The sequence below is a fragment of the Cyanobium sp. ULC082 genome (assembly GCF_977927535.1).
The window spans coordinates 54,438-80,541 of record NZ_OZ376397.1; the positions used below are offsets into that span (position 1 = coordinate 54,438).

Genomic DNA, 26,104 nt, shown 5'->3' on the forward strand with positions numbered 1-26,104 from the left:
CTTAGGATGAATCGATAGACAGATGAATCCAGTCGATATCCCCGTTCCAGGCGAGAGCCGACCGATCCCCGTTGAGGCCACAGCCTTGCAGATTCAGGTGGGCTACGCCTTGGTCTACCGATGTCCCACGCCCACGCCGATGATCCTGACGTTGAGCATCAACGACAGCCGCGCTGCCGATCTGATCCAGCCCGATCGTCTGGTGCTCACACCCGAGGTTCCCGTTCAGACCTACCGGGACTCCTATGGCAACTGCTGCAGCAGGATCCTGGCCCCCGCCGGCCTGATCACGCTGCGGGGCAACGGTGTGGTGGCCGACAGCGGCCTGCCTGATCCCGTGTTGCCCTGGCTGGATCAGGAGCCTGTGCAGACCCTGCCGGAGGAGGTGCTGCTGTTTCTGCTGGGCAGCCGCTACTGCGAAACAGACCTGATGTCGGAAACGGCCTGGCAGCTGTTCGATGGTGTGGCCCCGGGCTGGCAGCGTGTGCAGGCCATCTGTGATTTCGTGCACAGCCACATCAGCTTCAACTACGGACAGACCAGCCCCACGAAAACGGCCCATCAAGTGTTTCGGGATCAGGAGGGTGTCTGCCGTGACTTTGCCCATCTCGCTGTCACTCTTTGCCGCTGCATGAACATTCCAGCCCGCTATTGCATGGGCTACATCAGTGACATCGGTGAACCTGAGCCCTATTCGGAGATGGACTTTGCGGCCTGGTTCGAAGCTTATCTTGGCGGAGGTTGGCACGTCTTTGATCCTCGCAACAACAAGCCAAGGATCGGGCGGATTCTGATCGCCCGCGGTCGGGATGCGGCCGATGTCGCCCTGACCACCAGTTTTGGCCGGGCAACGCTGGAATCCTTCAAGGTCTGGACCGACGAACAGAAGGACGAAGAGAAAGGCGAACCGACGGATCAACGGGCAGCTGAAGCCGGTCAGGCCAACCTGTCAAACTGAGACCTAAACAGACAAGCAATGACCTACTGCGTCGGCATCCTGCTGAAGGAGGGCATCGTGTTCGCTTCCGATTCCCGGACCAATGCCGGGGTGGATGATTTCGCCAAGTTCTGCAAGATGACCTGTTTCGAGCGTGAGGGTGATCGGGTGATCATTCTGCTCAGTTCAGGAAATCTGGCGGGAACGCAGGCCGTGGTGAGCCTGCTGAAGCAGCGGGGATCTCTGCAGGATGGCTCTGAAAATCTCTTCACCGCAGGCACCATGTTTGACGTGGCCCGCATCGTTTCTGATGCGATGCGCGAGATCGAACAGCGCGACAGCGCTTTTCTGGAGGGTGCCCCTGTGAAGTTCAACGCCTCCTTCATCCTCGGCGGCCAACTCAAGGGAGAAGCGCCGCGTTTGTTCCGTCTCTATAGCGAAGGCAACTTCATTGAAGTGGGAGAAGGTACTCCATTTCTGCAGACTGGCGAAGCAAAATATGGCAAGCCGATCATCGATCGGGTCCTCACTCCCAGCACATCGATGGCCGATGCAGCCAAATGTGTGCTGGTTTCCTTCGATTCCACGATGCGCAGCAACCTCTCGGTTGGCATGCCGATCGATCTGGTCTGTTATCAGCGCGACAGCCTCCAGATTCGCCATCGTCGCCGCTTCCTGGAGGGCGACCCCTATTTTCAGGCCCTGAGCGCCGGATGGAGCACGGGGGTCCGGGAGGCGTTCCGCAATCTCCCCGAGCTGGTCTGGTGAGTTGAACCTGCCTGGCTCACACGTTGAACAGGAACTCCATCACATCCCCCTCGGCCACCACGTAGTCCTTGCCTTCACTGCGCAGCCAGCCGCGGGTGCGACCTTCAGCCAGGGAGCCGGCCTCCATCAGCTGCTGGCAGCTGATCGTCTGGGCGCGGATGAAGCCCCGCTCGAAATCGGTATGGATCACGCCAGCGGCCTGGGGTGCGGTCATGCCGGCGGTGATCGTCCAGGCGCGGGTTTCCTTCTCGCCGGTGGTGAAGTAGGTGCGCAGGCCCAGCAATTGGTAGGTGGCGCGGATCAGGCTGCGCAGGCCCCCTTCGCTCACCCCCAGTCCCTCCAGGTAGTCGGTGCGCTCGGCTTCGCCCAGCTCGATCAGCTCCGCTTCCACCTGAGCGGAGATGCGCACGGTTTCAGCGCCCTCGCGGGCCGCCAGGGCTTCCACCGCCAGGCAGAAGTCATTGCCCTGGGCCAGGTCGTCTTCGCTCACGTTGGTGGCATAGATGATCGGCTTGAGGGTCAGCAGGCCGAGGGGCCGGATCTGGGCCAGATCCTCCTCACTGAGCTCGACGCTGCGGGCGGCGCCGCCCGCTTCCAGGCTGGACTGGATCCGTCCGAGTGCCGTGTCTTCAGCCTGGGCCTCCTTGCTGGTTCGGAGCTGTTTCCTGAGCCGCTCGCGCCGCTTCTCCACCTGGCCCAGATCGGCGAGCCCCAGCTCCAGGTTGATGATCTCGGCGTCCCGCACCGGGTCCACACTGCCCGAGACATGAATCACGTCGTCGTCTTCAAAGCAGCGGACCACATGGACGATCGCGTCCACCTCGCGGATCGTGGCGAGGAACTTGTTGCCCAGCCCCTCACCCTGGCTGGCCCCCTTGACCAGTCCGGCGATGTCGACGAACTCCACCCGGGTGGGGATGATTTCCTTTGAGGCGGAAACATCCGCCAACATCTTCAGGCGGGGGTCCGGCACCGCGACGATGCCCACGTTGGGCTCGATGGTGCAGAAGGGGAAATTGGCTGCCTGGGCCTGGGCATTGGCCACCAGCGCATTGAAGAGAGTGGATTTGCCCACGTTGGGCAGGCCCACGATTCCGGCTTTGAGCATGAACAGCAATCTAGGGCTGGGCCCTCCGGCGGCCGGAGACGTCACAGTTTCCGCCCTCACCAGGAAGACTGGAGGCAGCGACCGGAGCGCCCCCATTTCCACCCGCACCCTCGATCCCGCCCCACCGGCGGAGCAGACCGCCGGCCAGCCCGCCCAGGCCAGCCCGCCGCCGCCCGGGCGCCGGCCCGTCAAGCCCGGCCGCCAATCCCGCCGTCGCCTCTGGGCAGGCCTGGCTGTCGCGATCGTGCTGGCGGCTGGCTTTGGCCTGTGGCAGCGGCAGCGCGCCTCGGCCCAGCGCAATCTCTCCGCCTTCACCGTTCTTGCCGAGCGGGGAACGCTGCCCGGCACGGTCACCGCCACCGGCGAACTGGAGGCGGCCCGCAGCGTCAATGTGAGCCCCAAGCGCGGCGGTGTGCTGGAGAAGCTCTATGTGGTGGAAGGGGACACGGTGCGGCAGGGTCAGCCGATCGCCCTGATGGACAGTGGTGATCTGCGGGATCGAGAACAGGAATTGCAGGCCCAGGTCCGCCAGGCCGAAGCCGAGTACGCCCGCAGCCGATCTGAATTCGAGCGCCGTCGTGCTCTGTACACCCAGGGGGCGATCAGCCAGGACGACTTCGCCTCGTTCGGCACCCGCCTGCTCACCAGCCAGGCCGCCCTGGATGCCGCCCGTCAGCGCAGCGGCCAGCGCGGCGTGGAACGCGGTGAGCTGACGATCCGCGCCCCCTTCGACGGCGTGATCACCCAGCGCTTCGCCGATCCTGGCGCCTTCGTCACCCCCACCACATCCGCATCCGCCAATGCCGGTGCGTCCAGTTCCTCCGTGGTGGAGCTCGCCCAGGGGCTGGAGGCGGTGGCCAGCGTGCCGGAGAGCGATATCGGCAGGATCAAGCAGGGCCAGCCCGCCAGTGTGCGGGTGGATGCTTTTCCCGATCGACGCTTTGCCGCCCGGGTCCGGCAGATCGCCCCGCGCGCCGTCAAGACCAACAACGTGACCTCCTTCGAGGTGAAGCTTCAGCTGGTGGATCCCCAGGGCGAACTGAGGATCGGCATGACCGCAGACATCGACTTCCAGACCGGCACCCTGGCGGCCCAGACCCTGGTTCCCACCGTGGCGGTCGTCACCCGCAACGGACGGCCTGGAGTCCTGCTGGTCGGCAAGGACGATCAGCCCACTTTCCAGCCGGTCAGCCTCGGGGCGAGCAGCGGCCGAAACTCCCAGATTCTTGATGGCCTGAAGCAGGGCACCCGCATTTTCATCGACCTGCCGCCATGGGCGAAGAAGTCGAACGACGACTAGCCCGGCTGCAGGCTTCGATCGGCCAGGAAGGCCCGGCAGGCCTCCAGGATCCGGCCACTCGCCTGGCCGTCGCCGAAAGGGTTGCGGGCCTGGGCCATCGCGGCATAGGCCGCCGGATCGTCCAGCAGCAGACTCGCCTCCCGCACGATCGCCTCCGCAGCGGTGCCGATCAGCCTGGCGGTGCCGGCGCTGACCGCTTCGGGACGTTCGGTGGTGCGGCGCAGCACCAGGACCGGCTTGCCCAGGGCCGGGGCCTCCTCCTGCAGGCCCCCGGAATCGGTGAGCAGCAGGGTGCAGCCACGGATCGCCGCCACCAGCCGGTCGTAATCAAGGGGCTCGGTGAGAAAGGCGCGCGGATGTCCCCCCAGCAGGGCTTCGAGGGGTTCCCGCACCGTGGGGTTGCGGTGCAGGGGCAGCAGCAGGGCTGTGTCGGGATGGAGATCCAGCAGTTCCAGGAAGCCCCTGCCGATCGACTGAAGCCGTTCACCCCAGTTCTCGCGGCGATGCACGGTGGCCAGGATCACCCGCTGCCGTTGCCAGTCGAGGCCGGGCAACTCCAGCTGGGGAGCGGATTCGGCCATGCGCAGCAAGGCATCGATCACCGTGTTGCCGGTGACCAGGATCCTCCCCACCACTCCCGAGGCCTTCAGGTTGGCCTCGGAAACGCTGGTGGGGGCAAAGTGAAGCTGGCCCAGCTGGGAGATCAAGCGGCGGTTCGCTTCTTCCGGGAAGGGATCGAGCAGATTGTCGGTACGCAGTCCAGCTTCCACATGGCCCACCGGGATCTGCTCGTAGAAGGCCGCCAGGGCGGAGGCGAAGGCGGTGGTGGTGTCCCCCTGGACCAGCACCAGGTCGGGGCGATGCTCGCTGAACTCGTCCCGCAGGCCCTGCAGCGCCGCACAGGTGACGTGGGTGAGCGTCTGGCGCGGCGCCATCAGGGCGAGGTCGCGGTCGGCGTTGAGGCCGAACAACTGCATCACCTGGGCCACCATCTCGCGATGCTGACCGGTGAGCACCACCCTGGTGCGGAGGTCGGTGGCCGCCTGGAAGGCCAGAATCACCGGTGCCAGCTTGATCGCTTCAGGCCTGGTGCCGAGCACGATGCTGACCAACGGTGCAGGGGCGATCAAAAGGACCGGGGCAGAGGTGGAAATCCTAAGGAAGCATGCAGAGGTCACTGGAGGGAGCGATGACAGATGGGCCGATCCGAGCAATGCTGTCTGTCATGAGCGTCCAGCCTTGAGCCCCATGCCGGAGTCGGTGATTCCTGGCGTTGCGAACGCCCCGCCCCTGCCGCCCTCGCCGCCGCCCCTGCCGCCCCTGCCGCCGCTTGCCGCGGCCAGTCCTGCCGGTGTCCAGGCCGCCCTGCTGCCGGCCAGCCTGGAGGAGATCGTCCGGATCGCCCACACCAACGGCTTCTCCGATGTGCACCTGGGGGTGGGGGAGGAGCCCCGTTTTCGCGCCCGGGGGGAAATGCGAGCCACGGGCTGGCCGCCCACTGAACTGGCTCAGTTCCAGAGCTGGATGCGGGAGATTCTCAGCCCGGTGGAGCTGGATCAGTTCCTCCACAGACAGGATTACGACGGTTCCCACGCCTTTTCGTTCGCGCGGCTGCGGATCAACCTTTTCGATGGGTTGCGGGGGGCCGGCATGGTGCTGCGGCTGATTCCCCAGGTCATACCGACCCTCGATGCCCTGCAGATGCCGGAGGTGCTCAAAACCCTGACCACCTATCGCAAGGGAATGGTGCTGGTGACCGGCCCCACGGGCAGCGGCAAGAGCACAACGCTTGCGGCGATGATCCAGTGGATCAACACCACCCAGAACAAGCACATCATCACCATCGAAGATCCGGTGGAGTTTGTGCACACCAGCCAGCGCTCCCTGATCCGCCAGCGTGAGGTGGGACGCCACACGGCTCAATTCAGCACGGCGCTGCGGGCGGCGATGCGGGAAGACCCCGATGTGATCCTGATCGGTGAGATTCGCGACCGGGAAACCCTCACCACGATCATGGAGGCGGCGCAGACCGGCCACCTGGTGCTGGGTACCCTGCACACCAACTCAGCGGTGAAGACGGTGGAGCGGGTCATGGGGATGTACCCACCGCAGGAACAGGACAACATTCGTGAGGCGATCTCGGAATCGTTGCTTGCCGTGATCTCCCAGGGACTGCTGAAATCAACGGACGGCAAGATGGCCTCTTTTCATGATATTTTAATCAACAATGATGCTTGCCGTGATTACATCAGGCGCGCCGAGCTCGATGAGGTGGAGCAGATCATGGCCCGAAGCGCCTTTGACGGCATGCACACGATCAATCAGTCCCTGGCGGAGCTGGTGCAGAGCGGCAGGGTGGAGGCAGAAGCGGCACTTGTCATGAGCAATCGGCCGAACGAACTCGCCCAGATTCTGAGGGGCCGGGTCTGAGGCTTGATCTGGTCTGCCCGGCTCAGGGCTGGGTGAGCAGCCTGATCAGCAGAAGCGCCGCGATGCCCAGGGAGAGCCCGAGCATGGCCAGTCGTCCGTTCCAGATCTCGGCCTGAGGGGTGAATCCCCGCCGCCAGGCATTGAGCTCGTCGGGACCGACCAGAAGGCTGTGCTCAGCCTGGCTTTCCGGGGTTCCGGCATGGGGCTGCTCCGGGTTCTGGGCCTGGTTATCGCTTCTGGCCTGGTCCGGGCCGGCGGCGAGACCCTGATCGCTGGTCTCAGCTGCAGCCATCAGAGCCTCCCAACATGATGGTTTCACCTTACGGGAAACCAAAAGAACCAGAGGGGTTGTATAAGCAATCGGCTTCCTCCAATGGCAGCCGTGCCGCCACCCCCAGGGCCGTGGAGCTGCGGGCACCGGAGGCGAAGCGCTCGGCCGCAGCCACGCCGATCATCGCCGCATTGTCGGTGCAGTAGCTCAGCGGGGCCACGCGCCAGGCCAGGCCCAGCTCGCCGCAACGGCGCTCCAGCTTCTGCCGCAGGCGGCGGTTGGCAGCCACGCCGCCCACCAGCACCACCGTGCCGAGCCCATGGTCGTGGGCGCAGCGGCAGCTGCGCTCCACCAGCACTTCGGCCACCCCATGCTCGAAACTGGCGGCCAGATCGGCGATCGGCAGGAGATCGGACGCCCCGCTCGCCCGGTTCTCCGCCTCCAGCTTCTGAACCAGCCGCAGTACCGCCGTCTTCAGACCGCTGAAGCTGAAGTCGTAGGGATGGAAGCCTCCTGCCGGGCGGGAGACCCGTCCCTGGGGCAGGCGGAAACGCAGGGGATCGCCGCCCACAGCGGCGGCTTCGATCGCCGGTCCGCCGGGGTAGGCCAGTCCGAGCAGGCGGGCCACCTTGTCGAAGGCTTCGCCGGCGGCATCGTCGTGGCTGCGGCCAAGCCGGCTGTAGGAGCCAGGGCCGTCCACCCGGATCAGTTCCGTGTGTCCACCACTGACGAGCAGCACCAGGTAGGGGCCTGGTGGGAGCGGCTCCCCCAGCTGCACCGAGCAGAGGTGTCCTTCCAGATGATGGATGGCCAGGTAGGGGAGCCCATGCAGCCTGGCGAGGGTCCGGCCGGTGATCGACCCCACCAGCAGGGCGCCGACCAGGCCAGGAGCGGCGGTGGCGGCGATCGCGTCGAGCTCGCGGTAAGCCAGGCCGGAGCGGGCCATCACCTCGGCGATCAACTGCGGCAGGGCTTCGACGTGGCGGCGGGAAGCGATTTCCGGCACCACGCCACCCCAGCGGGCATGTTCCTCGATCTGGGAAGCCACCGCACTGGCCAGCACCTGGCGATCGCGCACCACGGCAGCCGCCGACTCGTCACAACTTGTTTCGACGGCTAGAACCGTGGGCATGGGCTCCCTGGAACTCTCTTACTGTCCGCCAGTGACATCCTGCCCTGCGGCAGGTCATTCCCAGGTACCGGACACGATGCGCCGCCTCTTCGCCGTTCTGATTTCCGCCTTGCTGATCATCGGCTTCGCCCCAGCGGCCCATGCCGATATCGCCGGGTTGACCCCCTGCGCTGAAAGCCCTCGCTTTCAAGCCCGCGCCAGTGCCGCCAGCACCCCCCAGGCCAAAGCTCGCTTCGAGAACTACAGCCAGGCCCTCTGTGGCACCGATGGCCTGCCTCGCCTGATCGTGGATGGTCGCTGGAGCCACGCCGGTGATTTCCTGATCCCTGGCCTCCTCTTCCTCTACATCGCCGGCACGATCGGCTGGGCCGGGCGCAGTTATCTGATCGCCATCCGCGGCAGCAAGGACGCCACCATGCGGGAAATCCAGATCGATATGCCCCTGGCGTTCAAATCCACCCTCGGCGCCGCAGTGTGGCCCCTGGCTGCCTTCAAGGAGTTTGTCGGCGGAGCCATGGTGGAAGCCGACTCCAAAGTGACCGTTTCCCCCCGCTGATCCCTCGAACCATGAAGAAGTTCCTCACCACTGCCCCCGTCGTGGCCGCCATCTGGTTCACGTTCACCGCCGGACTCACCATCGAGATTTTCCGCCTCTTCCCCGACCTGATCATCCACCGCCTCTGAGCTCGGCAAAGCCATCCCTTTGAAGCGGCCCGCGGGCCGCTTTTTTCATGAACAGCCCTCAGGCGCTGGAGGAGGCCGCCGGCTCAGCAGGCAGCCCCAGCAACGTTTCCAGTTGGAGCAGGGCCTCATCGAGAACGCCGTTCAGCAGCACGGCATCGAATTCGGCCTCGGCCTGCAGCTCCAGGCGCGCCCGGGTCAGCCGTCGCTCGATGGCCTCGACGCTCTCGGTACCGCGGCCGCGGATGCGCCGCTCCAGTTCGGCGAAGGAAGGCGGCTTGATCAGCACCTGGAAGCCCGCCGGGAAGCTGCGGCGCACCTGCCGGGCCCCCTCCAGCTCGATTTCAAGCAGCACGGATCGGCCGGCGGCCAGCTGCTGCTCCACCGGCTGGCGCGGGGTGCCATAGAGGTTGCCGGCGAATTCGGCCCACTCCAGCAGTCCGTCCTGCTCCACCAACTGCTCGAAGCGCTGCCGCGGCAGAAAAAAGTAGTGCTCGCCTTCCCTCTCACCAGCCCGGGGAGCCCGGGTGGTGGCGGAAATCGACAGCCAGAGGTTCGGGTGTCGTTGGCGCAGGGCGGCGATCAGGGTGCCCTTGCCGACACCGCTCGGGCCGGTGATCACACTGAGCCGACCGGGCACAGACGGCTCGACCATCCCCGCCGCCATCCCCGCTGCGATTGCTGCCGCCATGGCCTGCCTGTGCCGTTCAGACAGCAGAGTAGGGAGCCCGTGCCGCGTCGCCGCTCCGTTGAACGCCACGACCCTCCAGGCCATCGATCTCACCACGCTGCGGGCGGTGCTGGCGGAGTTGCGGCCGCTGCTGCTGCCCAGCCGCTTCGAGAAGGCGCAGCAACCCACCCCCCACAGCCTGCAGCTGGGGTTGCGCAGCCAGCAGGGTCGGCATTGGCTGGAGATCAGCTGGCTGGCTGAGGCGCCACGCCTGCTGGCGATCGATCCGCCGCCCCGCCAGGGTCAGGGCAGCACCCTGGCCCAGCAGTTGCAGCATGGCCTGGCCGGCCTGGCCCTGGTGGCCCTGGTCCAGGAGGGCTGGGAGCGGGTGGTCGACCTCCAGTTCGCCCCCAGGCCGGGTGAGCCGATCAGCCGCCATCTGATCGTTGAATTGATGGGCCGCCACAGCAATGTGTTCCTGCTCGATGGCCAGCGCCGGGTGATCACCCTGGCCCGGCAGGTGCGTCAGCAGCAGTCGCGCTTGCGGCCGATCGGCAGCGGTGATGCCTACGGACCGCCGCCACCCCTGCAGGCGGACCGGCCCCGGAGTGACGAGAGCATGGCTCACTGGCGCCGTCGCCTTGCGCTCGTGCCGGTGAGCCTGCAGAAGGCCCTGCAGCAGACCTACCAGGGGGTCAGCCCCGCCCTGGCGCTGCAATTGGCCGGAGATCAGCCTGGTGAGGCGGCCCGTTTGCTGGCTTTGCCTGTGACCGAGCTGCGTGAGAGCGAGTGGGCGGAACTCTGGAGCCGGTGGCAGCAGTGGCTCGGCGCCCTTGAGCAGGAGCGCTTCGGCTTCGCCAGAGGTGGTGCCACCGCTTACCGCTGCTGGGGCGCGGCGGCTGCCCCGGGCGGTCTGAACCGATCGCTGGCTGCCTACTACGGGCCGCTGCTGGCACAGCAGGAGGCGATCAGGCGACGCCATCACCTGGAGCAGCGGCTGCTCGCTGCCCGCACGCGGCAGGAGCGCCAGCGGGACGAGCAGCAGGCCCTGCTCGACCAGGTGGCAGGCAGCGATGCCCTGCAGCAACGGGCCGATGTCCTGCTCTGCAGCGCCAGCCCCAGCCGGGAGCAGATCAGTGAGGCCCAGGCCCTCTACAAGCGCGCCCGCCGCCTGAGGCGCTCCGTGGAGGCGATCAGGCCGCGACTGGAGCTCCACAATCGCCACCTGGAGCGGATCGAAGCCAGTCTGATCTTCCTGGAGCAGCACGCCGAGCAGCCCGGCGACCTGCTGGCCCTGGAGCAGGACGTCGAGGCGATGCTGGCTCGCCGTGGTGCTGACCAGCAGGGCCGCCGCCGCCGCTCGGCAGTGCCGGAATCGGCCGCCACCCCCCAGCCCCTGGAGCTGCTCACCCCGGGGGGGGTGCGGGTGCAGGTGGGCCGCAACCACCGCCAGAACGACTGGATCAGCCTGCGGCAGGCCCGTCGGGGCGACATCTGGTTCCATGCCCAGGAGTGTCCGGGCAGCCACGTGATCCTCAAGGGATCGGAGACAGCCACCGGGGAAGGGGATCTGCAGGCAGCCGCCGACCTGGCGGCCCACTTCAGCCGGGCCCGGGGCAACCGACGGGTGGCCGTGGTGATGGTGCCGAGCGAGCAGCTGCAGAGAATCGCCGGGGCTGGACCCGGAACGGTGCGCCATCGCGGTGGGGAGGTGATGTGGGCCGACCCGGGCCGCGCCCCGGCCCTGCTGAACGCAGCACGGTCTCTGCTCCCTAGCCTGACGGCAGGATCAGCCCCATGAACGAACCAGTCCTGCAGCCGCCGTCACCCCCACTCCGCCGCCTCGATGAGTTCCCCGGCGAGGTGGAGATGAGCCTGGTGGAGCACCTCGAGGAGTTGCGGCGGCGCGTCCTGCGCAGTCTGCTGGTGCTGCTGCTCGCGGCTGCCGGCTGCCTGGCCCTGGCACGGCCCCTGGTGCGGCTGCTGGAGGTGCCTGCCGAGGGGATCCGCTTTCTGCAGCTGGCCCCGGGGGAGTTCCTGTTCGTGTCGATCAAGGTGGCGGGCTACGCCGGGCTCAGCCTGAGCCTTCCCTACATCCTCTACGAAGTGCTGGCCTTCGTGCTGCCCGGTCTGACCCGCCGCGAGCGTCGCCTGGTGGCGCCGGCGGTGGCGGGCTCGGCCGTGCTGTTCCTGGCCGGTCTCGCCTTCGCCTGGTGGGCCCTGGCGCCGGCGGCCCTGCGCTTTCTGATCAGCTATGGCGCCGATGTGGTCGAGCCGATCTGGTCGATCGAGCGCTATCTGGATTTTGTGCTGCTGCTGATGGTGGCCACCGGCCTCGCCTTTCAACTGCCGGTGCTGCAGCTGCTGCTCGGGGCCTTCGGCCTGATCCGTGCCACCACGATGCTGGCGGCCTGGCGGTCGGTGCTTCTGGTGGCGGCCCTGGCCGGCGCGGTGCTGACCCCCTCCACCGACCCGGTGACCATGCTTCTGCTCACCGGAGCGATCTCGGCCCTGTTCCTGCTGGGGGTGGCCCTGGTGGCCCTGGCCGAACGCTTGCGGGGAGAGGCGCCGCCACCGGCCGCCTCATAACAGAAATTCCCTGCTGCGACCTCCCGCCATCGGCTCCAAGGTGAGGCTCATCGCCTTGCCGAGCCGTGGCTTGTCCCGGGTGGTGCGCAACCACTGGCGCACCTGTTCGGCCACCCCCAGCCCGTTGACCACCTCCAGCAGGGCCTCGAGCTTGTTGGCGTAGGCCTCGGCATCGAGCGGAAAGGACTGTTGCTCCAGATAGGCCCACATCACCTGGAGATGGAGCCGGCCCCGGCGTTGGACCAGCTGGAGGTCGTAGGAGGCCTGCCATCGGGATTGCAGCAACTGCACCAGTTCCTCGAATCCAAGCGGCCCTTCGGCTTCGGAGCGATCGGTTCTGGGGCTCGGATCGGCTGGGATCACGGCAGCGGGAAGCTCCATTCCACAACAGCATGTTGCGCGGCGCGGGCGGATCCCTGTTGGGACAAAGCAAGGCGGGAAGCGCAAAGGTCATAATGGGCGCCACGCCTGACTGGCTGCAAGGAACGTCCCTATGACCCAGATCCCAGCGAGCGACGTGCCCGGAATGGGTCGTCGGCAGTTCATGAATCTGCTGACCTTCGGTTCCGTCACCGGGGTGGCCCTGGGGGCTCTCTATCCCGTGGCCCGCTATTTCATCCCGCCCCGGCCAGCCGGCAGTGGTGGCGGCACCACCGCCAAAGACGAGCTGGGCAACAGCGTCACGGCCAGTGGCTGGCTCTCCACCCATAAAGAAGGTGATCGCAGTCTTGTTCAGGGCCTGAAAGGGGATCCCACCTATCTGTTGGTCGAGGGCCCCGAGGCGATCGGCAGCTACGGCATCAACGCGATCTGCACCCACCTGGGCTGCGTTGTGCCCTGGAACAACGGCGCCAACAAGTTCGTCTGCCCCTGCCATGGCAGCCAGTACGACGCCACCGGCAAGGTGGTGCGCGGGCCCGCGCCCCTCTCCCTGGCTCTCGCCAACGTCACGGTCGAGAACGACAACGTCTTCCTGAGCCAATGGTCCGACACCGACTTCCGCACCGGTGACAAGCCCTGGTGGACTTGATCGTCCGCGTTCATTCCCCCCTTCCCCGCCCGTCCGCTCCACCCATGCGCCGCACCCTCTCCCCGCTGCTGCCCTCCCTGCTGGCGTCCACGCTGCTGCTGTTCAGCGTGCTGCTGGCAGCTCCCCAGGCGAGCTGGGCCTATCCCTTCTGGGCTCAGCAGAACTACGAGAATCCCCGGGAAGCAACGGGCAAGATCGTCTGCGCCAACTGCCACCTGGCCAAGAAGCTCTCCCAGGTGGAGGTGCCCCAGGCCGTGATGCCTGACACCGTCTTCAAGGCTGTCGTCAAGATCCCCTACGACACCGCCGTTCAGCAGGTGGGGGCGGACGGCAGCCGCAGCGGCCTCAACGTCGGAGCGGTGGTGATGCTTCCCGATGGCTTCAAGCTGGCCCCTCCGGAGCGGCTGAGTGAGGAGCTCAAGGAGGAAACCGCCGGTGTGTATTACACCCAGTACAGCGAGAACGATCCGAACATCCTCCTGGTGGGTCCCCTCCCCGGCGATCAGCATCAGGAGATCGTTTTCCCGATTCTCTCTCCAGATCCAGGCGCTGACAGCAGCATTCACTTCGGTAAGTATTCCATTCACGTCGGTGGCAACCGCGGCCGCGGCCAGGTGTATCCCACCGGTGAGAAGAGCAACAACACCGTTTACAACGCCTCCACAAGCGGCACGGTGAGCGCGATCAGCCCTGGCGATAACGGAGCCACGGTGGTGGAGATCAGCGCTGCCGATGGCACCAGTGTCAGCGATACGGTTCCCGCAGGCCCTGCCGTCCTGGTTGCCGTCGGCGATGCCGTGGAAGCAGGAGCACCGATCTCCGATGATCCCAATGTGGGCGGTTTCGGCCAGCTTGATGCTGAAATCGTGCTGCAGAACCCCGTGCGGATCTACGGAATGCTGGCCTTCTTCGCAGCTGTTGTGCTCGCCCAGATCCTGCTGGTGCTGAAGAAGAAGCAGGTGGAGAAAGTGCAGGCCGCTGAAGGGATTTGATTCTCTCCCCTGTTGATCTGGCCAGCTTCAGTTCCCCGGGCCCCCTCCTGTTCGATCTGGGGCCCATTTCTCTGCGTTGGTATGGCCTGCTGATCGCCATCGCCGTGCTGGTGGGCTTGCTGCTCGCCACCCGGCTGGGCCGGCGCCGCGGCATCGATCCAGCCCTGATCGCCGACCTGCTGCCGATCCTCGTGCTGGCGGCCGTGATCGGTGCCCGCCTCTACTACGTGCTGCTGGAGTGGCGCCAGTATCAACTCAACTGGCTGAGCGCCCTGGCGATCTGGCAGGGCGGTATCGCCATCCATGGCGCCCTGCTCGGCGGCACCCTGGCGGTGATCGTCTATTGCCGCTGGCGCAAGCTGGCCTTCTGGAACCTGCTGGATGTGCTGGTTCCCTCCGTGGCCCTCGGCCAGGCGATCGGCCGCTGGGGGAACTTCTTCAATTCCGAAGCCTTCGGGGTTCCAACCGATCTGCCCTGGAAGCTCTCGATTCCACCGATGAACCGGCCGGCACCGTTCATCGATGAACCTTTCTTCCACCCCACCTTCCTGTACGAGTCGATCTGGAATCTGGGGGTTCTGGCCCTGTTGCTGGTGCTGTTCCGCCTGGGTGAGCGGGGCAGGATCCCCTTGCCGAACGGTGCCCTCAGCTGCGTCTATCTGATCTCCTACAGCCTGGGGCGGTTCTGGATCGAGGGGCTCCGCACCGATCCGCTCTGCCTGTTCTCCTTGCCCCCCTTCTGCGAGGGCGGCCTGCGGATGGCCCAGTTGATGAGCCTGCTGCTGGTGGCGATCGGTGCACTGGGCCTCTGGTGGCTGTACGGCCGCCGCCGCGCCCTTCCCGATCCAGGCCTGGCAGCTCCGGAAGGGGGCGGCTCTTGAGTCACCCCGTCCTGATTGTCGGGGCAGGACCGGGTGCTCCCGATCTGCTCACCCTGCGGGCGGCGGCGGCGATCGCTGCGGCCGATGTTCTCGTCTGGACCGATTCGCTGGTGTCACCCCAGATTGCCGCCCTGGCTCCGCCGCATTGCGAGCGGATCCGCACCAGCAGCCTCACCCTCGAGCGGGTGATGGAGCTGCTGATCGACCGGGCCCGAGCCGGCCTCAAGGTGGTGCGGCTGCATGACGGAGATCCCTGCCTGTATGGCGCCCTGGCCGAGCAGATCTGCCGTCTCAACGAAGCCGAGCTGGCGGTGGAGGTGGTGCCGGGCCTGAGCGCTTACCAGGCCACCGCCGCTGCCCTCAACGCCGAGCTCACCATTCCGGGGCTGGTCCAGACGATCGTGCTCAGCCGCGCTTCCGGCCGCACCGGCGTGCCCGAGCGTGAATCCCTGCAGCGGCTCGCTGCCCTGCGGGCCTCGCTCTGCCTCTATCTCAGTGCCAGGCATGTGGAGGAGGTTCAGGAGATCCTGCTGGAGCACTACCCAGGCGACACACCTGTGGCGATCGGCTATCGGGTGAGCTGGCCCGACCAGTGGCTGACGGTGGTGCCGCTGCGGGAGCTTGCCGCCACCAGCCGGGAGCGCCAGTTGATCCGCACCACCCTCTACGTGGTCAGTCCGGCCCTGCAACAGCCCGGCCAGGCCCGCTCCAAGCTCTACTCCGGGAGCCATGATCATCTGTTCCGCCCAGCCACACCGGCTGTGTCCCTGATTCCAGCCTCCCCAGCTCAGCCTTCCAGCTGAGGCAGAGGGTTGAGCCTGGGGGTCACCAGCCACCGGCTGTGGCGAGCAGCCTCACCGCTCCCGCCAGCATCAGGCTGGCCCCTGGCAGGCGCAATCCAGCCCGCGTTTCCCCCAGCCAGACCACCCCGACGACGGCACTGAACAGGGTGCTGAGCCGCTTGATCGCAATCACGTGCACCACGGCGGTGGATCGCAGGGCCTCCATCTGGCTGACCATGCCCACCGCGCCGACCAGACCGCAGAGCAGCAGCAGGCCGCAGAGCAGCAGCAGCCGCTGCGGGCCGACTGGCTGGCCAACGGCGCCGGCCACCGGATCCACGCTCCCCTGTTTCCGCCCGGATTGCAGCCAGGCCGGGGTGAGCAGCCCCGCCGCCACCACCAGGTTGAACAGGGCCACCCAGGTGAGGCTGCCGCTGGCCTGAACACCGACCTTGTCGAAGGTGGCAGCCACTCCCCAAAGCACGGCCACGAGCAGCATCGGCCGTGCCCCGGGGCTCTGCAACAGCCGGACACCAGGCTCAGCGCCGCGGGCCAGCAGCAGGGAGCCAACCACCAGCAAGGCCACCCCGACACTGGAGCCCGGGGATGGACGCTCTCCCAGCAGCCACCAGCCGCTGAACAGCAGGACCAGGGGGGAGAGGTTGATCAGCGGCAGGACCAGGCTGAGATCGCCGCGGGCCAGGGCCCTGCCGTAGGCCCAGAACGCCACGCTGTTCACCAGCCCGCTGGCCGCCAGGGCCACCAGCAGCTTGACCAGATCGGGCGTCTGGGGGTGCCAGCAGCAGCAACGGCAGGGTCAGCAGGGCCGAGATCAGGCAGCTCAGCCCCATCACCAATCCTGCCGACCAGCCGCTGCGGCGCAACAGGCTGCGGGTGGCGATGTCGCGAGCGGTTTCGCAGCAGGCAGTGAGCAGGGCCAGGGCCGGCCACAGGGTCAGCGCTGGGGCGTCGAAGGGGGCTGCTGGCAGTGTTTTAAGATCAGGAGGTGCGGGCGATTAGCACAGCGGTAGCGCACTTCCTTCACACGGAAGGGGTCACTGGTTCGAATCCAGTATCGCCCATTCATGGCTGGTGGAATCCGTGCATCGCGATGCCGTTGATTCGGCCATCCGGTGGGCCTGAATGCCTGAGGCTGGATGACATCAGGCTTCTGTTTTTTCGGAGAACTCTTGAAAGGGTCTGGAGGGATCAGGTTATTTGCGCGTCACGATGATGTAGATCGCATGAATCACCGCCACGGGCCACATCACGCCCAGCAGGGGCAGGCCAAAGAAGCCGAAGCTGAGCAGCCAGAACAGCAGATTCAACCAGAACGCTCCACTGAAGCCCACCTGCGTGGCTACAGCGAAGGGGGGCAGGATGAAGGCAAGAATGATCCCGGAAAATGTCGCCGACAGTCATGAACGGGTCCGCTCAGGCGTCCCATTCAAGGTGGAGGATCGGAACTGATCCAAGCTTTTGTCATGGTTTCCAATGGTGCCTGCAGCAGGGGCCCCGGATCCACCGCCACCCTTCGGCCCTCCCGCAGGCGCCGCAGCTCGAAATGGAGATGGGCCGTCGTGGCCCGTCCGCTCTGGCCCACCCGGCCCAGCGGCTGAGCGGCGTTGATCGCCTCGCCTGGTTGCACCGTGGCATCCAGCAGGTGGGCATAGAGGCTCTGCCATCCCCTGCCGTGATCGATCACCACGGTGAGGCCATAGCCGCTGATCTCTTCCACCAGCTGCACCCGGCCCGGCAGAACAGCGCGCACGGTCGTTCCTTCTGCCGCGATCAGGTCAACGCCGGTGTGCAATCGCCAGGCCTGGCGGGAGGGGGAGAACCGCCAGCCGAAGGGATCGCTCTCCGTGGCGGGCCGTGCCAGGGGATAGGCAAGGCTGAGCATCTGGCCGGGAGCTGGCAGGCCGGCCGGCAGGCCCTGATCGGCCCGATCGCCGCCGCCCAGGTCGGCTACCTCCGTTTCAGGCGGGGTGATCAAGGGCCGTGGCGGCTGGGGCTCGATCCCGTCTGTTGGTTGGGCCTGAGCAGGGATATCCAGCAACAGCCCGGCCACGAACAGCCCGACCACGAACAGGCCGGCGCTGATCCCGGCGGTCGCCAGCCTTCGCCTGCTGTTGCCTGGGGCCGCCACCGAGCTGCATCAACGCCTGGATTTCGAACGTAACGTTGATTCGCTGCATGCCAAGGGGGCAAGGCGGCGGTGAAGGGAGTGGTTCATCGGGGCGCTGGAAGCAAGCTGGCTGAACGGCCCTCAGCCCTGGAGTTCCGGCACCCGCTCCAGCAGGAGCCTGGTGAGTTGTTCACGCCGATCCCAGAGGCTTCTGTACCAGGCCTCCCGCGCCGCAACCTGGTGATGGAGCATCCTGTTATCGCCCACCCAGCTTCTGGCCCTCTGGCCCAGCTCGCCCATCGCCATGGGGTCGGCCCGCCAGCTGGTGAGGGCTTGCCTGAGCTGGTCCGCCGTGGTGAACACTTGGCCGTTCAGGCCCGCCTTGAACGTGGCGGCATACACCGTGGGGCTGGCCAGGATCGCCAGACCGTGGGCAGCGGCTTCGAGGGCTTTGAGGTCTGATTTGCAGCGGTTGAAGGGCGTATCGGCAAGGGGCAGCCAGGCGATGTCGCAGCTCCCCATCAGCCGCCGGTAGGTGGGGTAATCGCAGGTGGGCGTGAAGGTCCGGCCAGGGATGGCCAGGGCCTCGAAGAAGGCCCGGTCGTGAACCACCTCCACCTGCCAGCGATCGGGGTCGGCCCTGAGCACCTCGTTCAGCGGCCCGATCCAGGGGGTCCAGTCGGCCTGGCGGTTGAGGGCGCCGAAAAACAGCCGCAGGGGGCGCCGCTGCAGCTCCGGCTCCGATTCCGCCGGCCGGGGAGCCGGAAGCGCCTCGATGGCATTGGCGAACACGGCCAGTTCCGGATTGAACGGCTGAATCCGCTCCGCCAGAGGCTGGGTGGACACCTGCACGGCATGCAGGCCGGTGAAGCAGAGATGGCGATTCTCGGCAATCGCCGGCCAGTGCCCGGGATCGTCGTCGTATTCGCTGACGATCACATAACCGTTGCGCAGCAGCTGGCGCAGCGACTCAAGGGAATCGGTGAGCGAGAGCATCGGTCGCTGCCAGATCAGCAGCCTGGGCAGCGTGGAGGTGGCCGGCAGCAGGGTGAGGGGCCCTGAACTGGAGCGGATGCTGATCGCCGGCTGGCTGGAGAGGGCCTGCAGCGGCTGTGTCATCCGCACATCCACCATGCCGGCCTGGGGGCGCAGCGTGAGCGCATCAAGGTGGAGGGGCTGGCGGGGGCGGCGGCTGGCCCGCAGCAGGTACTGCAGAGGCGCCACCCCTGCCAGCAGCTCGTTCGGATCGATCTTCATGGCGCCGAGGGCCGGGGCGAGCGCTCGCACGAAGGCCTGGGCCTCCTCAGGGCGAAAAATCCGCGGCGTCAGTTCATGGAGGTGCAGGCCGCAACCGGCCACAAGGGCCTCGATGCTCTGACGGGTGAACCAGCGCAGGTGGGTGCGATCAAACAGCCCTTCATCCGCCACGGGCCAGCGACCATGAAGCAGTTCCGTCAACACCGACCAGTGCTGCACGTTGGGGATGCAGGCCAGCAGCACCCCATCTCGATCCAGCCAGGCCAGATGGCGGGGGAGTGTGGCCCAAGGATCCTGGAAATGCTCAATCACATCGCCGTAGATCAGGCAGTCGATCGGCGGCAGGCGCGGCAGGCGCAGCTCCGGATCTTCCGCATCGGACCTGATCACAAGGTCGAGGCGTTCGATGGCCCGCTCGGCCGGCCCGCTCTGCTGCTCCACCCCCACATAGAACGTGCCTGGGTTGCGGGCCTTGAATGCCGCGCCAAGGGCGCCGGTGCCGCAGCCCACCTCCAGCACGGCTCGGGCCTGCAGCGGAATCCTGCTGAGCAGATCGGGATTGATTCGGTCGTGGTAGCCAGGGTTCTCCGTCATGCGAGGGGGGCGGCTGGATCAGCAGAACAGCTCGTGCCACGCAAAGACTCTCGCGACCATCCACTTAAATCGCCTCATCGTGACGACAAGACCCTGGATTGCTACAGGTGTGATTGTTCCGATGTGCCGGTGAGCGGGGGTATCGCCCAAGGCAGCATCCGAGACACCATTGGGAGATCAGCACTTTTCAGGTATGGAACCATCACGTTCTCAATTCTGCTTTCGGGTCTGTGCGTTAGAGACGCAGACGGCGCTGGCGTGAGCGGCTCCATCGCCTTCGCCACCCTCCCCCCCGGCCAGGTGCTCACCAACACGTCCTTCACCATCACCTGAGCACCGGCAATCGCCCGCCCGCCACTTCATCCACCAGCGCCAGTTGGGCCGGCAGGCATACGCTCGCCAGGTCATAGCCCTCCACCACGGTCTGGCGGGCCGCTAGGCCCAGGGAGCTGAAACGTTTGGGGTCCGCTAGCACCGAAGCGATGGCATTCGCTAAGCCCTCCTGATCAAAGAAATCCACCAGCAAACCATTGCGGCCCGCTTCGATCACCTCCTGCACCGGTGCGGTGGCCGAACCGATCACCACAGCACCGCAGGCCATCGCCTCCAGCAGGCTCCAGCTCAGCACGAATGGATAGGTGAGATACACATGGCAGGCACAGATCCGGAACAGCTCGTGCAACACCGGATGGGGTATGCGCCCCACGAAGTGAATCCTGGAAAGGTCGAGCCTGCCGGCAAGCTCCTGCAGCAGCACCTGCTTCCAGCTGCCGCCTCCTGGTGGCGGCGCCCCGTAGCTCACGCCGTCCTCGCCCACGATCACCACCCGCGCCTGGGGGCGCAGCTGCTGCAGCAACGGCAGCATCCGCAGAAAGCAGTGAATGCCCCGGTAGGGCTCCAGGTTGCGGGCCACGAAACTCACCACCTCATCGCCGGGCCGCAGGGTGAGGCCCGCCCGCTCCAGCCGAATCTCGGCACCTTGCCGCGTTGCCACCAGCTGGGTGTCGATGCCTTCATGGATCACGCTGATCCGATCGCGGTAGGCGATCGGTGCGGTGCTGGCTTGCCATCGGGTGGGCGCCAGGCCCCAGTCGAGGTCTTCCAGGGCCAGCAGCTGGGGCGCACGCCGCAGGCGCAGGCGGGCCCGGGAAGGCCAGCCCGGCCTGGTGAACTCCGGATCGAAGCCGGCATCGGCACCCGCCAATTGATAGAAGAACTCCAGCTGGTGCAGCACCGGTACCCCGGGCAGCACATCCTTGATGGCCAGCAGCTCGCCCCAGCCGGGATGGCCGATCACCAGATCCACCTTGAGCCCCTGGCTTCGCAGCGCGTCGATCCGGGTTGCCACCGCCTCGGCGCGCAGCACCTTGGTCTGCAGGTCGGCCGCCCAGTCGTGGCAGGCCGGCACTCCACCGGCTGGCAGGGGGTTGTAGCGATGCAGCAGCACGCCATCAAGCGGCTGCGCCGTGGGGCCGCCGATCGCCGTCACCTGATCGCCACGGGCCACCAGGGCGGCCGCCAGGTGGCGATATTGCCCCGGAAAATTCTGATGCACGAACAGCACGTTCATCGGCTGGGTTTCCGTCTTGTCGAGGCCATCACCTGCCCAGAGTGTGAAGCCCATCGACCCTCCGGTGGCTTCGCCCGGCGGCGCTCTGTATCCTCTTGATGGAATCTCGGCAAACCATGGAGGCGATCCAGCCCCGCAGCATTGGTGCCGCCACCCCAGACTGCTTTTCCATCACCGCTGATCAGCGGCGTTGGCTCAGTCGGCACGATCTGCTGCTGCCGCTGCTGCGCAAGCAGATCATCGCTGCTGCGGTGGAAGCCATTGCCCTGCCGGAGCAGGATCGCCAGGCCGCCCTGCAGGGCTGGTGTCGCCGCCACGGCATCGGCAGCGAAGCGGAGCTGGATGCCTTTTGCCATCAGCGCGGCCTCAGCCGCGCTGATGCCGCCTGGCAGGCGGAACTTCCCAGCCGCATCGAGGCCCATTGCCGCGAGCACTTCGCTCACCGGAGCGAAAACCACTTCCTGGCCCGCAAGCATCAGCTCGATGAGGTTGTTTACAGCCTGCTGCGGGTTCGTGAGGCTTCTCTGGCCCGGGAGCTCTACCTCCGCATCGCCGAAGGAGAAGCCGACTTCGCCGAACTCGCCGCCAGCCATGCCATGGGGCCGGAACAGCGCACCCGGGGCGTGATCGGCCCGGTGCCGCTGATCCAGGCCCATCCAGCCCTCGCCGAGTTGCTGCGCAGCAGCCAGCCGGGCCAGTTGCGCCTCCCCCTGCAGATCGACACCTGGTGGCTGGTCGTGCGTCTTGAGGCGTTGCGGCCGGCCTGTTTCGATGCCGCCACAGAGCTGGCGATGGCCCGTGAGCTGTTCGAGGCCTGGGTGGAGGAGAGCGTGCGGCAGCAGTTGCCCGGCCTGTCGATCCTGGATCGATGACCACCCTGCTCCCCCCCAGCTCCCTGCTGGATCTGGCCCCATTCCGCGATCTCCCCGCTGCCGATCAGCGGCGGCTGGCCGAGGCCCAAACCCTGGTGGATTTCCCCGTCGGGGCCTCGATCAGCCGCGCCGACGTGCTCGCCGATCGGGTGGTGGTGCTGCTGGAAGGCCAGGCCCGCCTGCTGGCCGAAACCAACGGTCTGCCATTCACCCTGGAGCGGCTCGGACCTGGCTCCATCATTGGTCTGGCCTCGCTGCTGCGCGCTGCGGCCTGTGAAGAGGTGAGTGCCGCCAGTGCCGTTCGGGCCGTCGCCTTGCCGGATCGCCTGATCCTGGAGCTCCACGCCAGCAGTGCGGCCTTCCGCAGCTGGTGTGCCGCCCAGCTCTGGCCGGCCGAGCTGCAGGCGCTGCTGACGGTGCTCCATGTCGACAGTGCCCGCTGCTTCGATTCCGATCAGCAACGGCAGAGCCTGATCCAGGCCAGCGCTCAGGCCCGTCTGCTGGCGGCCGGGCCGGGGGTGTGGGCCACGCTGGGCGAAGAGGAGGTTCTGGTGGTGGCCAGCGCCAACCTGGGTGGAGCGGAGATTGGAACGGTGCTGCGCCGTGGCGATCCCCTGCCCGTGGTCCGTCCACCCCTGCCGGCCCGGCTGATCGCCCTGCCGGCGGCCCTGCTCGCCGTGGTCGCCGCTCCCGGCTGCGACCCGGAAGCAGGGCCTGGCGAGGAGCATCCAGCCGGGCCACCCCTTGCCTCCGACCTCGACCTCGGCCAGTCCGATCCGTCCAGGCAGCTGCGCCTGATCCGCGCCACTGGCCCCCTGGATGAAACCCTGGCCTGCTTTCAGATGCTGGCCACGCTGCTGGAGCTTCCCTTCCGCCGCGACGCGATCGAATCCAGCCTGCGCAGTGCCCTGCGGCGCCAACCGGCGCCTGATCTGCCGCTCTGCGGCCAGCTGGCGGCCACGCTCGGGCTGCATGTCAGCGGCGCCAAGGTGCCCGCCCGCGCCGCCACCCGCCTTCTCACCCCCTGCCTGCTGCCCTGGAACGGCGGTTTTGCCATTGCCACCGCCAGCAATGCCGCAGGCCTTCGGCTTGCCTCCCCCCGGGATGGCTGGGTTCAACTCTCACCGCCTGAGCTGGAGGAACACTTCCCGGAGGGGATCGAGCTGTTGATGCTGGAGCGCAGCAGCAGCAGCCCCGAGCAGCGTTTTGGCCCGGGCTGGTTCTGGCCGGCGCTGCAGCGCTATCGCGGCATGTTGCTGCAGGTGCTGCTGGCTTCCTTCGTGGTGCAGCTGTTCAGCCTGGCCAATCCCCTGCTGATCCAGGTGATCATCGACAAGGTGATCTCCCAGCGCAGCCTCGACACCCTTCAGGTGCTGGGTTTTGCCCTTGTGGTGGTAACGCTGATGGAGGGGTTGATCGGCAGCATGCGCACCTTCCTGTTCACCGACACCACCAATCGCATCGATCTGCGGCTCGGTGCCGAGGTGATCGATCACCTGCTGCGGCTGCCGCTGGGGTACTTCGATCGGCGGCCGGTCGGCGAGCTCGGCACCCGGATCGCCGAACTGGAGAAAATCCGCAACTTCCTCACCGGCCAGGCCCTGCTCACCGTGCTCGATGCGGTGTTTTCGGTGATCTACATCCTGGTGATGCTGCTCTACAGCTGGCTGCTCACCCTGATCGCTCTGGCTGTCCTGCCGATCCAGATCGCCCTCACCCTGCTGGGCTCTCCCCTGATCCGTCGCCAGATCCGCAGCACCGCCGAGGAGAACGCCCGCACCCAGTCCCATCTGGTGGAGGTGCTCACCGGCATCCAGACGGTGAAGGCCCAGAACGTCGAGATGGTGAGTCGCTGGAAGTGGCAGGAGTACTACAGCAAATACATCGCCCGCAGCTTCGAGAAGGCGATCACCGGCACCGCACTCAATGAAACCAGCCAGGTGCTCCAGAAGCTCTCCCAGCTGATGGTGCTCTGGGTGGGTGCCAGCCTCGTGCTCAAGGGCGAACTCACCCTGGGTCAGCTGATCGCCTTCCGGATCATCAGTGGCTTCGTCACCCAGCCGCTGCTGCGGCTCTCCTCGATCTGGCAGAACATTCAGGAATTGCGGGTGTCGTTCGAGCGGCTGGCCGATGTGGTGGACACACCCGAGGAATCGAACCAGGCCGACCAGGCCAAGATCCCCCTGCCACCGCTGGTTGGTCTGGTGGATTTTCAGGCCGTCAGCTTTCGGTTCAGCCCAGCCACTCCGGAGGTTCTCAAGAACGTCAATCTCACCATCCAGCCAGGCACCTTCGTGGGAATCGTTGGCCAGAGCGGCAGCGGCAAGAGCACCTTGATGAAGTTGTTGCCCCGGCTCTACAGCCCCAGCTCCGGGCAGATCCTGATCGACCAGTACGACATCGACAAGGTGGAGCTCTATTCCCTCCGCCGCCAGATCGGCATCGTGCCCCAGGAACCGTTGCTGTTCTCCGGTTCGATCAGCACGAACATCGCCCTCACCAATCCAGAAGCCACCAGTGAAGCGATCGTTTCCGCCGCCCGCGCCGCGGAGGCCCATGATTTCATCATGGCGTTGCCTGATGGCTACAGCTCCATGCTTGGCGAGCGGGGGGCATCGCTCTCCGGAGGGCAGCGTCAGCGCCTGGCCATCGCCCGCACCCTGCTCGGCAACCCGAAGCTGCTGGTGATGGATGAGGCCACCAGCGCCCTCGATTACGACACCGAACGCCGGGTCTGCGACAACCTCCGCGAGCGGATGGCCGGTTGCACCACCTTCTTCATCACCCATCGTCTCAACACGATCCGCCGCGCCGACCTGATCGTGGTGATGCACCAGGGAGCGATCGTCGAAACCGGCAGCCATGCCGAACTGATCAGCCTTCAGGGCCGTTACTACGCCCAGTCGCGCCAACAGGAGAGCGCTTGATGGCCTGGTCTTTTCGGCGATGGTCTCCCTTCCGGCAGGCCCAGAACGCCCTGGAACGCGGGGTGCAGTCGGAACCTGAGGCGGTGGTGCTTCAGCAATCCACCGTGTGGGTGCGGGGCATCACCTGGAGCCTGATGGGCCTCTCGGCTTTTGCGCTGGGCTGGTTGGCCCTGGCCCAGACCGAGGAGATCGTCACCGTGCCAGGCAAGTTGGAGCCGCTTGGTGTGGTCAAAGATGTGCAGATGCCGGTGGGCGGAGTGGTGAAATCCGTTCTGATCAAGGAGGGAGACAGGGTGAAGCAGGGCCAGGTGTTGCTTCGCCTCGATACCGAAGCCAGCCTTGATCGCCAGCGCAGCATCCGGGAAACGATCCGCCACAAGCAGCAGCAACTTCAGCTCAAGCAGGCCGAACTGGGCCGTTCCCTCGATCTCAACACCACGGAGCAAACGATGTTGCGTCGCTCCCTCGCCCTCGAAGGGGAAGTGCTTCAGCGTTTCGATGTGCTCAATCGCGAAGGTGCCGCCGCCGAACTGCAGTTTCTGCAGCAGCGCAACAAGGTGCAGGAGGTGCAGGGGAAACTCGAACAGTCCGCCGCTGATCGGCTCCGTCAGGAGGCGATCCTGAATCAGGGGCTACAGGAGCTGGCCGGCCAGCTGGCGGAGTTGCGCACCTCGCTGATCGAACTGAATGTGAACATCCGCTATCAGGAGGTGCGATCGCCGGTGGACGGCCTGGTGTTCAACCTCAAGCCAACCGGCAGTGGTTTCGTGGCCCAAACGAGCGAGCCGGTGATGAAGATCGTTCCGTTCGACAAGCTCGAAGCACGGGTCGAAATTCCCAGCGCTTCGATCGGCTTCGTTCAGGTGGGCCAACCGGTTGATATCAGCATCGATTCCTTCCCCGCCTCCGATTTCGGGGTGATCTCCGGTGCCGTTCGCCGGATTGGCTCCGATGCCCTGCCCCCCGATTCCCTGAAGCAAACCTATCGTTTCCCGGCCGATATCCGCCTCGTTTCCCAGCAGCTCAAGCTGAAAAGTGGCCAGGATCTTCCCTTGCAGGTCGGCATGTCCCTGACCGCAAACATCAAATTGCGAAAGGTCACCTACTTGCAGTTGCTGCTCAGTGATTTCAAGAACAGGGCCGATTCCCTGCGCCGGATCTGAAAACCAACCCGAAGTCCAACCT

At 66.2% G+C, this 26,104-nt stretch carries 26 protein-coding genes and 1 tRNA gene; 16 read left to right on the top strand and 11 right to left on the bottom strand.

All coding sequences use genetic code 11. The features are described 5' to 3' along the window. The first annotated feature begins 22 nt into the window (after window positions 1-22). Both ACXMDY_RS00320 and ACXMDY_RS00325 read left to right on the top strand, forming a co-directional pair. On the top strand, window positions 23-958 hold the full coding sequence (locus ACXMDY_RS00320; protein WP_259702866.1) for a transglutaminase-like domain-containing protein: 936 nt from the start codon (window positions 23-25) through the stop codon (window positions 956-958). Between the two features lie 18 nt (window positions 959-976). After that, window positions 977-1,705 (top strand): peptidase, encoded by a 729-nt coding sequence (locus ACXMDY_RS00325; protein WP_259702867.1) that lies wholly within the window; start codon window positions 977-979, stop codon window positions 1,703-1,705. A gap of 16 nt (window positions 1,706-1,721) precedes the next feature. On the opposite strand, the gene ychF is transcribed toward ACXMDY_RS00325, so the two are convergent. Further along, window positions 1,722-2,813 (bottom strand): redox-regulated ATPase YchF, encoded by a 1,092-nt coding sequence (gene ychF, locus ACXMDY_RS00330; protein ID WP_259702868.1) that lies wholly within the window; start codon window positions 2,811-2,813, stop codon window positions 1,722-1,724. On the opposite strand from ychF, the gene ACXMDY_RS00335 reads away from it, so the two are divergent. Next, window positions 2,812-4,113, top strand: coding sequence for an efflux RND transporter periplasmic adaptor subunit (locus tag ACXMDY_RS00335; RefSeq protein WP_259702869.1), 1,302 nt, complete (start codon window positions 2,812-2,814; stop codon window positions 4,111-4,113). The genes ychF and ACXMDY_RS00335 overlap by 2 nt on opposite strands. Here the strand turns inward: ACXMDY_RS00335 and wecB are convergent. Further along, on the bottom strand, window positions 4,110-5,240 hold the full coding sequence (gene wecB / locus ACXMDY_RS00340; RefSeq protein WP_259702959.1) for a non-hydrolyzing UDP-N-acetylglucosamine 2-epimerase: 1,131 nt from the start codon (window positions 5,238-5,240) through the stop codon (window positions 4,110-4,112). The genes ACXMDY_RS00335 and wecB overlap by 4 nt on opposite strands. Window positions 5,241-5,361: 121 nt before the next feature. Here wecB and ACXMDY_RS00345 point away from each other — a divergent pair, with 121 nt between their 5' ends. After that, a complete protein-coding gene (locus ACXMDY_RS00345; RefSeq protein ID WP_259702960.1) occupies window positions 5,362-6,543 on the top strand; it encodes a type IV pilus twitching motility protein PilT in 1,182 nt (393 codons plus the stop codon). A 22-nt stretch (window positions 6,544-6,565) separates the two neighbouring features. On the opposite strand, the gene ACXMDY_RS00350 is transcribed toward ACXMDY_RS00345, so the two are convergent. Continuing rightward, window positions 6,566-6,835: a hypothetical protein gene (locus ACXMDY_RS00350; protein WP_399241686.1), complete on the bottom strand. Its 270-nt coding sequence runs from the start codon at window positions 6,833-6,835 to the stop codon at window positions 6,566-6,568. Between the two features lie 28 nt (window positions 6,836-6,863). After that, window positions 6,864-7,946: a tRNA (adenosine(37)-N6)-threonylcarbamoyltransferase complex transferase subunit TsaD gene (gene tsaD, locus ACXMDY_RS00355; RefSeq protein ID WP_259702870.1), complete on the bottom strand. Its 1,083-nt coding sequence runs from the start codon at window positions 7,944-7,946 to the stop codon at window positions 6,864-6,866. A 76-nt stretch (window positions 7,947-8,022) separates the two neighbouring features. On the opposite strand from tsaD, the gene ACXMDY_RS00360 reads away from it, so the two are divergent. Both ACXMDY_RS00360 and ACXMDY_RS00365 read left to right on the top strand, forming a co-directional pair. Next, entirely contained in the window at window positions 8,023-8,502 is a 480-nt protein-coding gene (locus ACXMDY_RS00360; RefSeq protein ID WP_259702871.1) for a Photosystem I reaction center subunit III, read from the top strand. Window positions 8,503-8,513: 11 nt separating this feature from the next. After that, the gene (locus ACXMDY_RS00365; protein WP_259702872.1) at window positions 8,514-8,630 is read left to right on the top strand and encodes a Photosystem I reaction center subunit IX; all 117 of its coding nucleotides are present in this window, start codon (window positions 8,514-8,516) and stop codon (window positions 8,628-8,630) included. A 58-nt stretch (window positions 8,631-8,688) separates the two neighbouring features. Here the strand turns inward: ACXMDY_RS00365 and gmk are convergent, their stop codons facing one another. Next, complete coding sequence (gene gmk / locus ACXMDY_RS00370) at window positions 8,689-9,318, bottom strand: guanylate kinase (RefSeq protein ID WP_259702873.1); 630 nt, start codon at window positions 9,316-9,318, stop codon at window positions 8,689-8,691. A gap of 58 nt (window positions 9,319-9,376) precedes the next feature. Here gmk and ACXMDY_RS00375 point away from each other — a divergent pair, with 58 nt between their 5' ends. Beyond that, window positions 9,377-11,098 carry an Rqc2 family fibronectin-binding protein gene (locus ACXMDY_RS00375; protein ID WP_311133953.1) on the top strand — a complete coding sequence of 574 codons (1,722 nt, stop codon included), beginning with the start codon at window positions 9,377-9,379 and terminating at the stop codon, window positions 11,096-11,098. Continuing rightward, on the top strand, window positions 11,095-11,886 hold the full coding sequence (tatC, locus tag ACXMDY_RS00380) for a twin-arginine translocase subunit TatC (RefSeq protein ID WP_259702875.1): 792 nt from the start codon (window positions 11,095-11,097) through the stop codon (window positions 11,884-11,886). The genes ACXMDY_RS00375 and tatC overlap by 4 nt, the downstream gene beginning before the upstream one ends. Here the strand turns inward: tatC and ACXMDY_RS00385 are convergent. Further along, window positions 11,881-12,267 (bottom strand): DUF3067 family protein, encoded by a 387-nt coding sequence (locus ACXMDY_RS00385; RefSeq protein WP_399244383.1) that lies wholly within the window; start codon window positions 12,265-12,267, stop codon window positions 11,881-11,883. The genes tatC and ACXMDY_RS00385 overlap by 6 nt on opposite strands. 112 nt (window positions 12,268-12,379) lie before the next feature. Between ACXMDY_RS00385 and petC the strand changes: the two genes are divergently transcribed. The 4 genes from petC to cobM are packed head-to-tail and all read left to right on the top strand — an operon-like array spanning window position 12,380 to window position 15,592. Next, window positions 12,380-12,916, top strand: a complete 537-nt coding sequence (gene petC, locus ACXMDY_RS00390) for a cytochrome b6-f complex iron-sulfur subunit (RefSeq protein ID WP_259702877.1) — start codon at window positions 12,380-12,382, stop codon at window positions 12,914-12,916. A 44-nt stretch (window positions 12,917-12,960) separates the two neighbouring features. Further along, window positions 12,961-13,908, top strand: a complete 948-nt coding sequence (petA, locus tag ACXMDY_RS00395) for a cytochrome f (protein ID WP_259702878.1) — start codon at window positions 12,961-12,963, stop codon at window positions 13,906-13,908. Then, entirely contained in the window at window positions 13,905-14,789 is an 885-nt protein-coding gene (gene lgt / locus ACXMDY_RS00400) for a prolipoprotein diacylglyceryl transferase (RefSeq protein ID WP_399235605.1), read from the top strand. The genes petA and lgt overlap by 4 nt, the downstream gene beginning before the upstream one ends. Further along, on the top strand, window positions 14,786-15,592 hold the full coding sequence (gene cobM / locus ACXMDY_RS00405; protein ID WP_259702879.1) for a precorrin-4 C(11)-methyltransferase: 807 nt from the start codon (window positions 14,786-14,788) through the stop codon (window positions 15,590-15,592). The genes lgt and cobM overlap by 4 nt, the downstream gene beginning before the upstream one ends. A 22-nt stretch (window positions 15,593-15,614) precedes the next feature. Here the strand turns inward: cobM and ACXMDY_RS00410 are convergent, their stop codons facing one another. Next, the gene (locus tag ACXMDY_RS00410; protein WP_259702963.1) at window positions 15,615-16,349 is read right to left on the bottom strand and encodes an EamA family transporter; all 735 of its coding nucleotides are present in this window, start codon (window positions 16,347-16,349) and stop codon (window positions 15,615-15,617) included. A 232-nt stretch (window positions 16,350-16,581) separates the two neighbouring features. Between ACXMDY_RS00410 and ACXMDY_RS00415 the strand changes: the two genes are divergently transcribed. Beyond that, window positions 16,582-16,653 (top strand) — tRNA-Val (locus ACXMDY_RS00415). 132 nt (window positions 16,654-16,785) lie between these two features. Here ACXMDY_RS00415 and ACXMDY_RS00420 read toward each other — a convergent pair. From ACXMDY_RS00420 to ACXMDY_RS00435, 4 genes are all read right to left on the bottom strand, one after another. After that, complete coding sequence (locus tag ACXMDY_RS00420) at window positions 16,786-16,923, bottom strand: YqaE/Pmp3 family membrane protein (RefSeq protein ID WP_259702880.1); 138 nt, start codon at window positions 16,921-16,923, stop codon at window positions 16,786-16,788. Between the two features lie 95 nt (window positions 16,924-17,018). Then, a complete protein-coding gene (locus ACXMDY_RS00425; protein ID WP_259702881.1) occupies window positions 17,019-17,720 on the bottom strand; it encodes a M23 family metallopeptidase in 702 nt (233 codons plus the stop codon). A 120-nt stretch (window positions 17,721-17,840) separates the two neighbouring features. Beyond that, window positions 17,841-19,550 carry a methyltransferase domain-containing protein gene (locus ACXMDY_RS00430; protein ID WP_259702882.1) on the bottom strand — a complete coding sequence of 570 codons (1,710 nt, stop codon included), beginning with the start codon at window positions 19,548-19,550 and terminating at the stop codon, window positions 17,841-17,843. A 325-nt stretch (window positions 19,551-19,875) separates the two neighbouring features. Beyond that, window positions 19,876-21,174 (bottom strand): glycosyltransferase, encoded by a 1,299-nt coding sequence (locus ACXMDY_RS00435; RefSeq protein ID WP_259702883.1) that lies wholly within the window; start codon window positions 21,172-21,174, stop codon window positions 19,876-19,878. Between the two features lie 62 nt (window positions 21,175-21,236). Between ACXMDY_RS00435 and ACXMDY_RS00440 the strand changes: the two genes are divergently transcribed. Genes ACXMDY_RS00440 through ACXMDY_RS00450 form a run of 3 tightly spaced genes read left to right on the top strand, consistent with a single transcriptional unit; the run spans window position 21,237 to window position 26,082 of the window. Then, entirely contained in the window at window positions 21,237-21,992 is a 756-nt protein-coding gene (locus tag ACXMDY_RS00440; protein ID WP_259702884.1) for a peptidylprolyl isomerase, read from the top strand. After that, entirely contained in the window at window positions 21,989-24,919 is a 2,931-nt protein-coding gene (locus tag ACXMDY_RS00445; protein WP_259702885.1) for a peptidase domain-containing ABC transporter, read from the top strand. Before ACXMDY_RS00440 ends, ACXMDY_RS00445 begins: the two co-directional genes overlap by 4 nt. Next, on the top strand, window positions 24,919-26,082 hold the full coding sequence (locus ACXMDY_RS00450; RefSeq protein WP_259702886.1) for an HlyD family secretion protein: 1,164 nt from the start codon (window positions 24,919-24,921) through the stop codon (window positions 26,080-26,082). The genes ACXMDY_RS00445 and ACXMDY_RS00450 overlap by 1 nt, the downstream gene beginning before the upstream one ends. Window positions 26,083-26,104: the final 22 nt, after the last annotated feature.

Coding starts and splice junctions, on each gene's coding strand:
- ACXMDY_RS00320 (WP_259702866.1), top strand. CDS start 23: ATGAATCCAGTCGATATCCCCGTTCCAGGCGAGAGCCGACCGATCCCC.
- ACXMDY_RS00325 (WP_259702867.1), top strand. CDS start 977: ATGACCTACTGCGTCGGCATCCTGCTGAAGGAGGGCATCGTGTTCGCT.
- ACXMDY_RS00335 (WP_259702869.1), top strand. CDS start 2,812: ATGAACAGCAATCTAGGGCTGGGCCCTCCGGCGGCCGGAGACGTCACA.
- ychF (WP_259702868.1), bottom strand. CDS start 2,813: ATGCTCAAAGCCGGAATCGTGGGCCTGCCCAACGTGGGCAAATCCACT.
- ACXMDY_RS00345 (WP_259702960.1), top strand. CDS start 5,362: ATGCCGGAGTCGGTGATTCCTGGCGTTGCGAACGCCCCGCCCCTGCCG.
- ACXMDY_RS00350 (WP_399241686.1), bottom strand. CDS start 6,835: ATGGCTGCAGCTGAGACCAGCGATCAGGGTCTCGCCGCCGGCCCGGAC.
- tsaD (WP_259702870.1), bottom strand. CDS start 7,946: ATGCCCACGGTTCTAGCCGTCGAAACAAGTTGTGACGAGTCGGCGGCT.
- ACXMDY_RS00360 (WP_259702871.1), top strand. CDS start 8,023: ATGCGCCGCCTCTTCGCCGTTCTGATTTCCGCCTTGCTGATCATCGGC.
- ACXMDY_RS00365 (WP_259702872.1), top strand. CDS start 8,514: ATGAAGAAGTTCCTCACCACTGCCCCCGTCGTGGCCGCCATCTGGTTC.
- gmk (WP_259702873.1), bottom strand. CDS start 9,318: ATGGCGGCAGCAATCGCAGCGGGGATGGCGGCGGGGATGGTCGAGCCG.
- tatC (WP_259702875.1), top strand. CDS start 11,095: ATGAACGAACCAGTCCTGCAGCCGCCGTCACCCCCACTCCGCCGCCTC.
- ACXMDY_RS00385 (WP_399244383.1), bottom strand. CDS start 12,267: ATGGAGCTTCCCGCTGCCGTGATCCCAGCCGATCCGAGCCCCAGAACC.
- petC (WP_259702877.1), top strand. CDS start 12,380: ATGACCCAGATCCCAGCGAGCGACGTGCCCGGAATGGGTCGTCGGCAG.
- petA (WP_259702878.1), top strand. CDS start 12,961: ATGCGCCGCACCCTCTCCCCGCTGCTGCCCTCCCTGCTGGCGTCCACG.
- ACXMDY_RS00430 (WP_259702882.1), bottom strand. CDS start 19,550: ATGACGGAGAACCCTGGCTACCACGACCGAATCAATCCCGATCTGCTC.
- ACXMDY_RS00435 (WP_259702883.1), bottom strand. CDS start 21,174: ATGGGCTTCACACTCTGGGCAGGTGATGGCCTCGACAAGACGGAAACC.
- ACXMDY_RS00440 (WP_259702884.1), top strand. CDS start 21,237: ATGGAGGCGATCCAGCCCCGCAGCATTGGTGCCGCCACCCCAGACTGC.
- ACXMDY_RS00445 (WP_259702885.1), top strand. CDS start 21,989: ATGACCACCCTGCTCCCCCCCAGCTCCCTGCTGGATCTGGCCCCATTC.
- ACXMDY_RS00450 (WP_259702886.1), top strand. CDS start 24,919: ATGGCCTGGTCTTTTCGGCGATGGTCTCCCTTCCGGCAGGCCCAGAAC.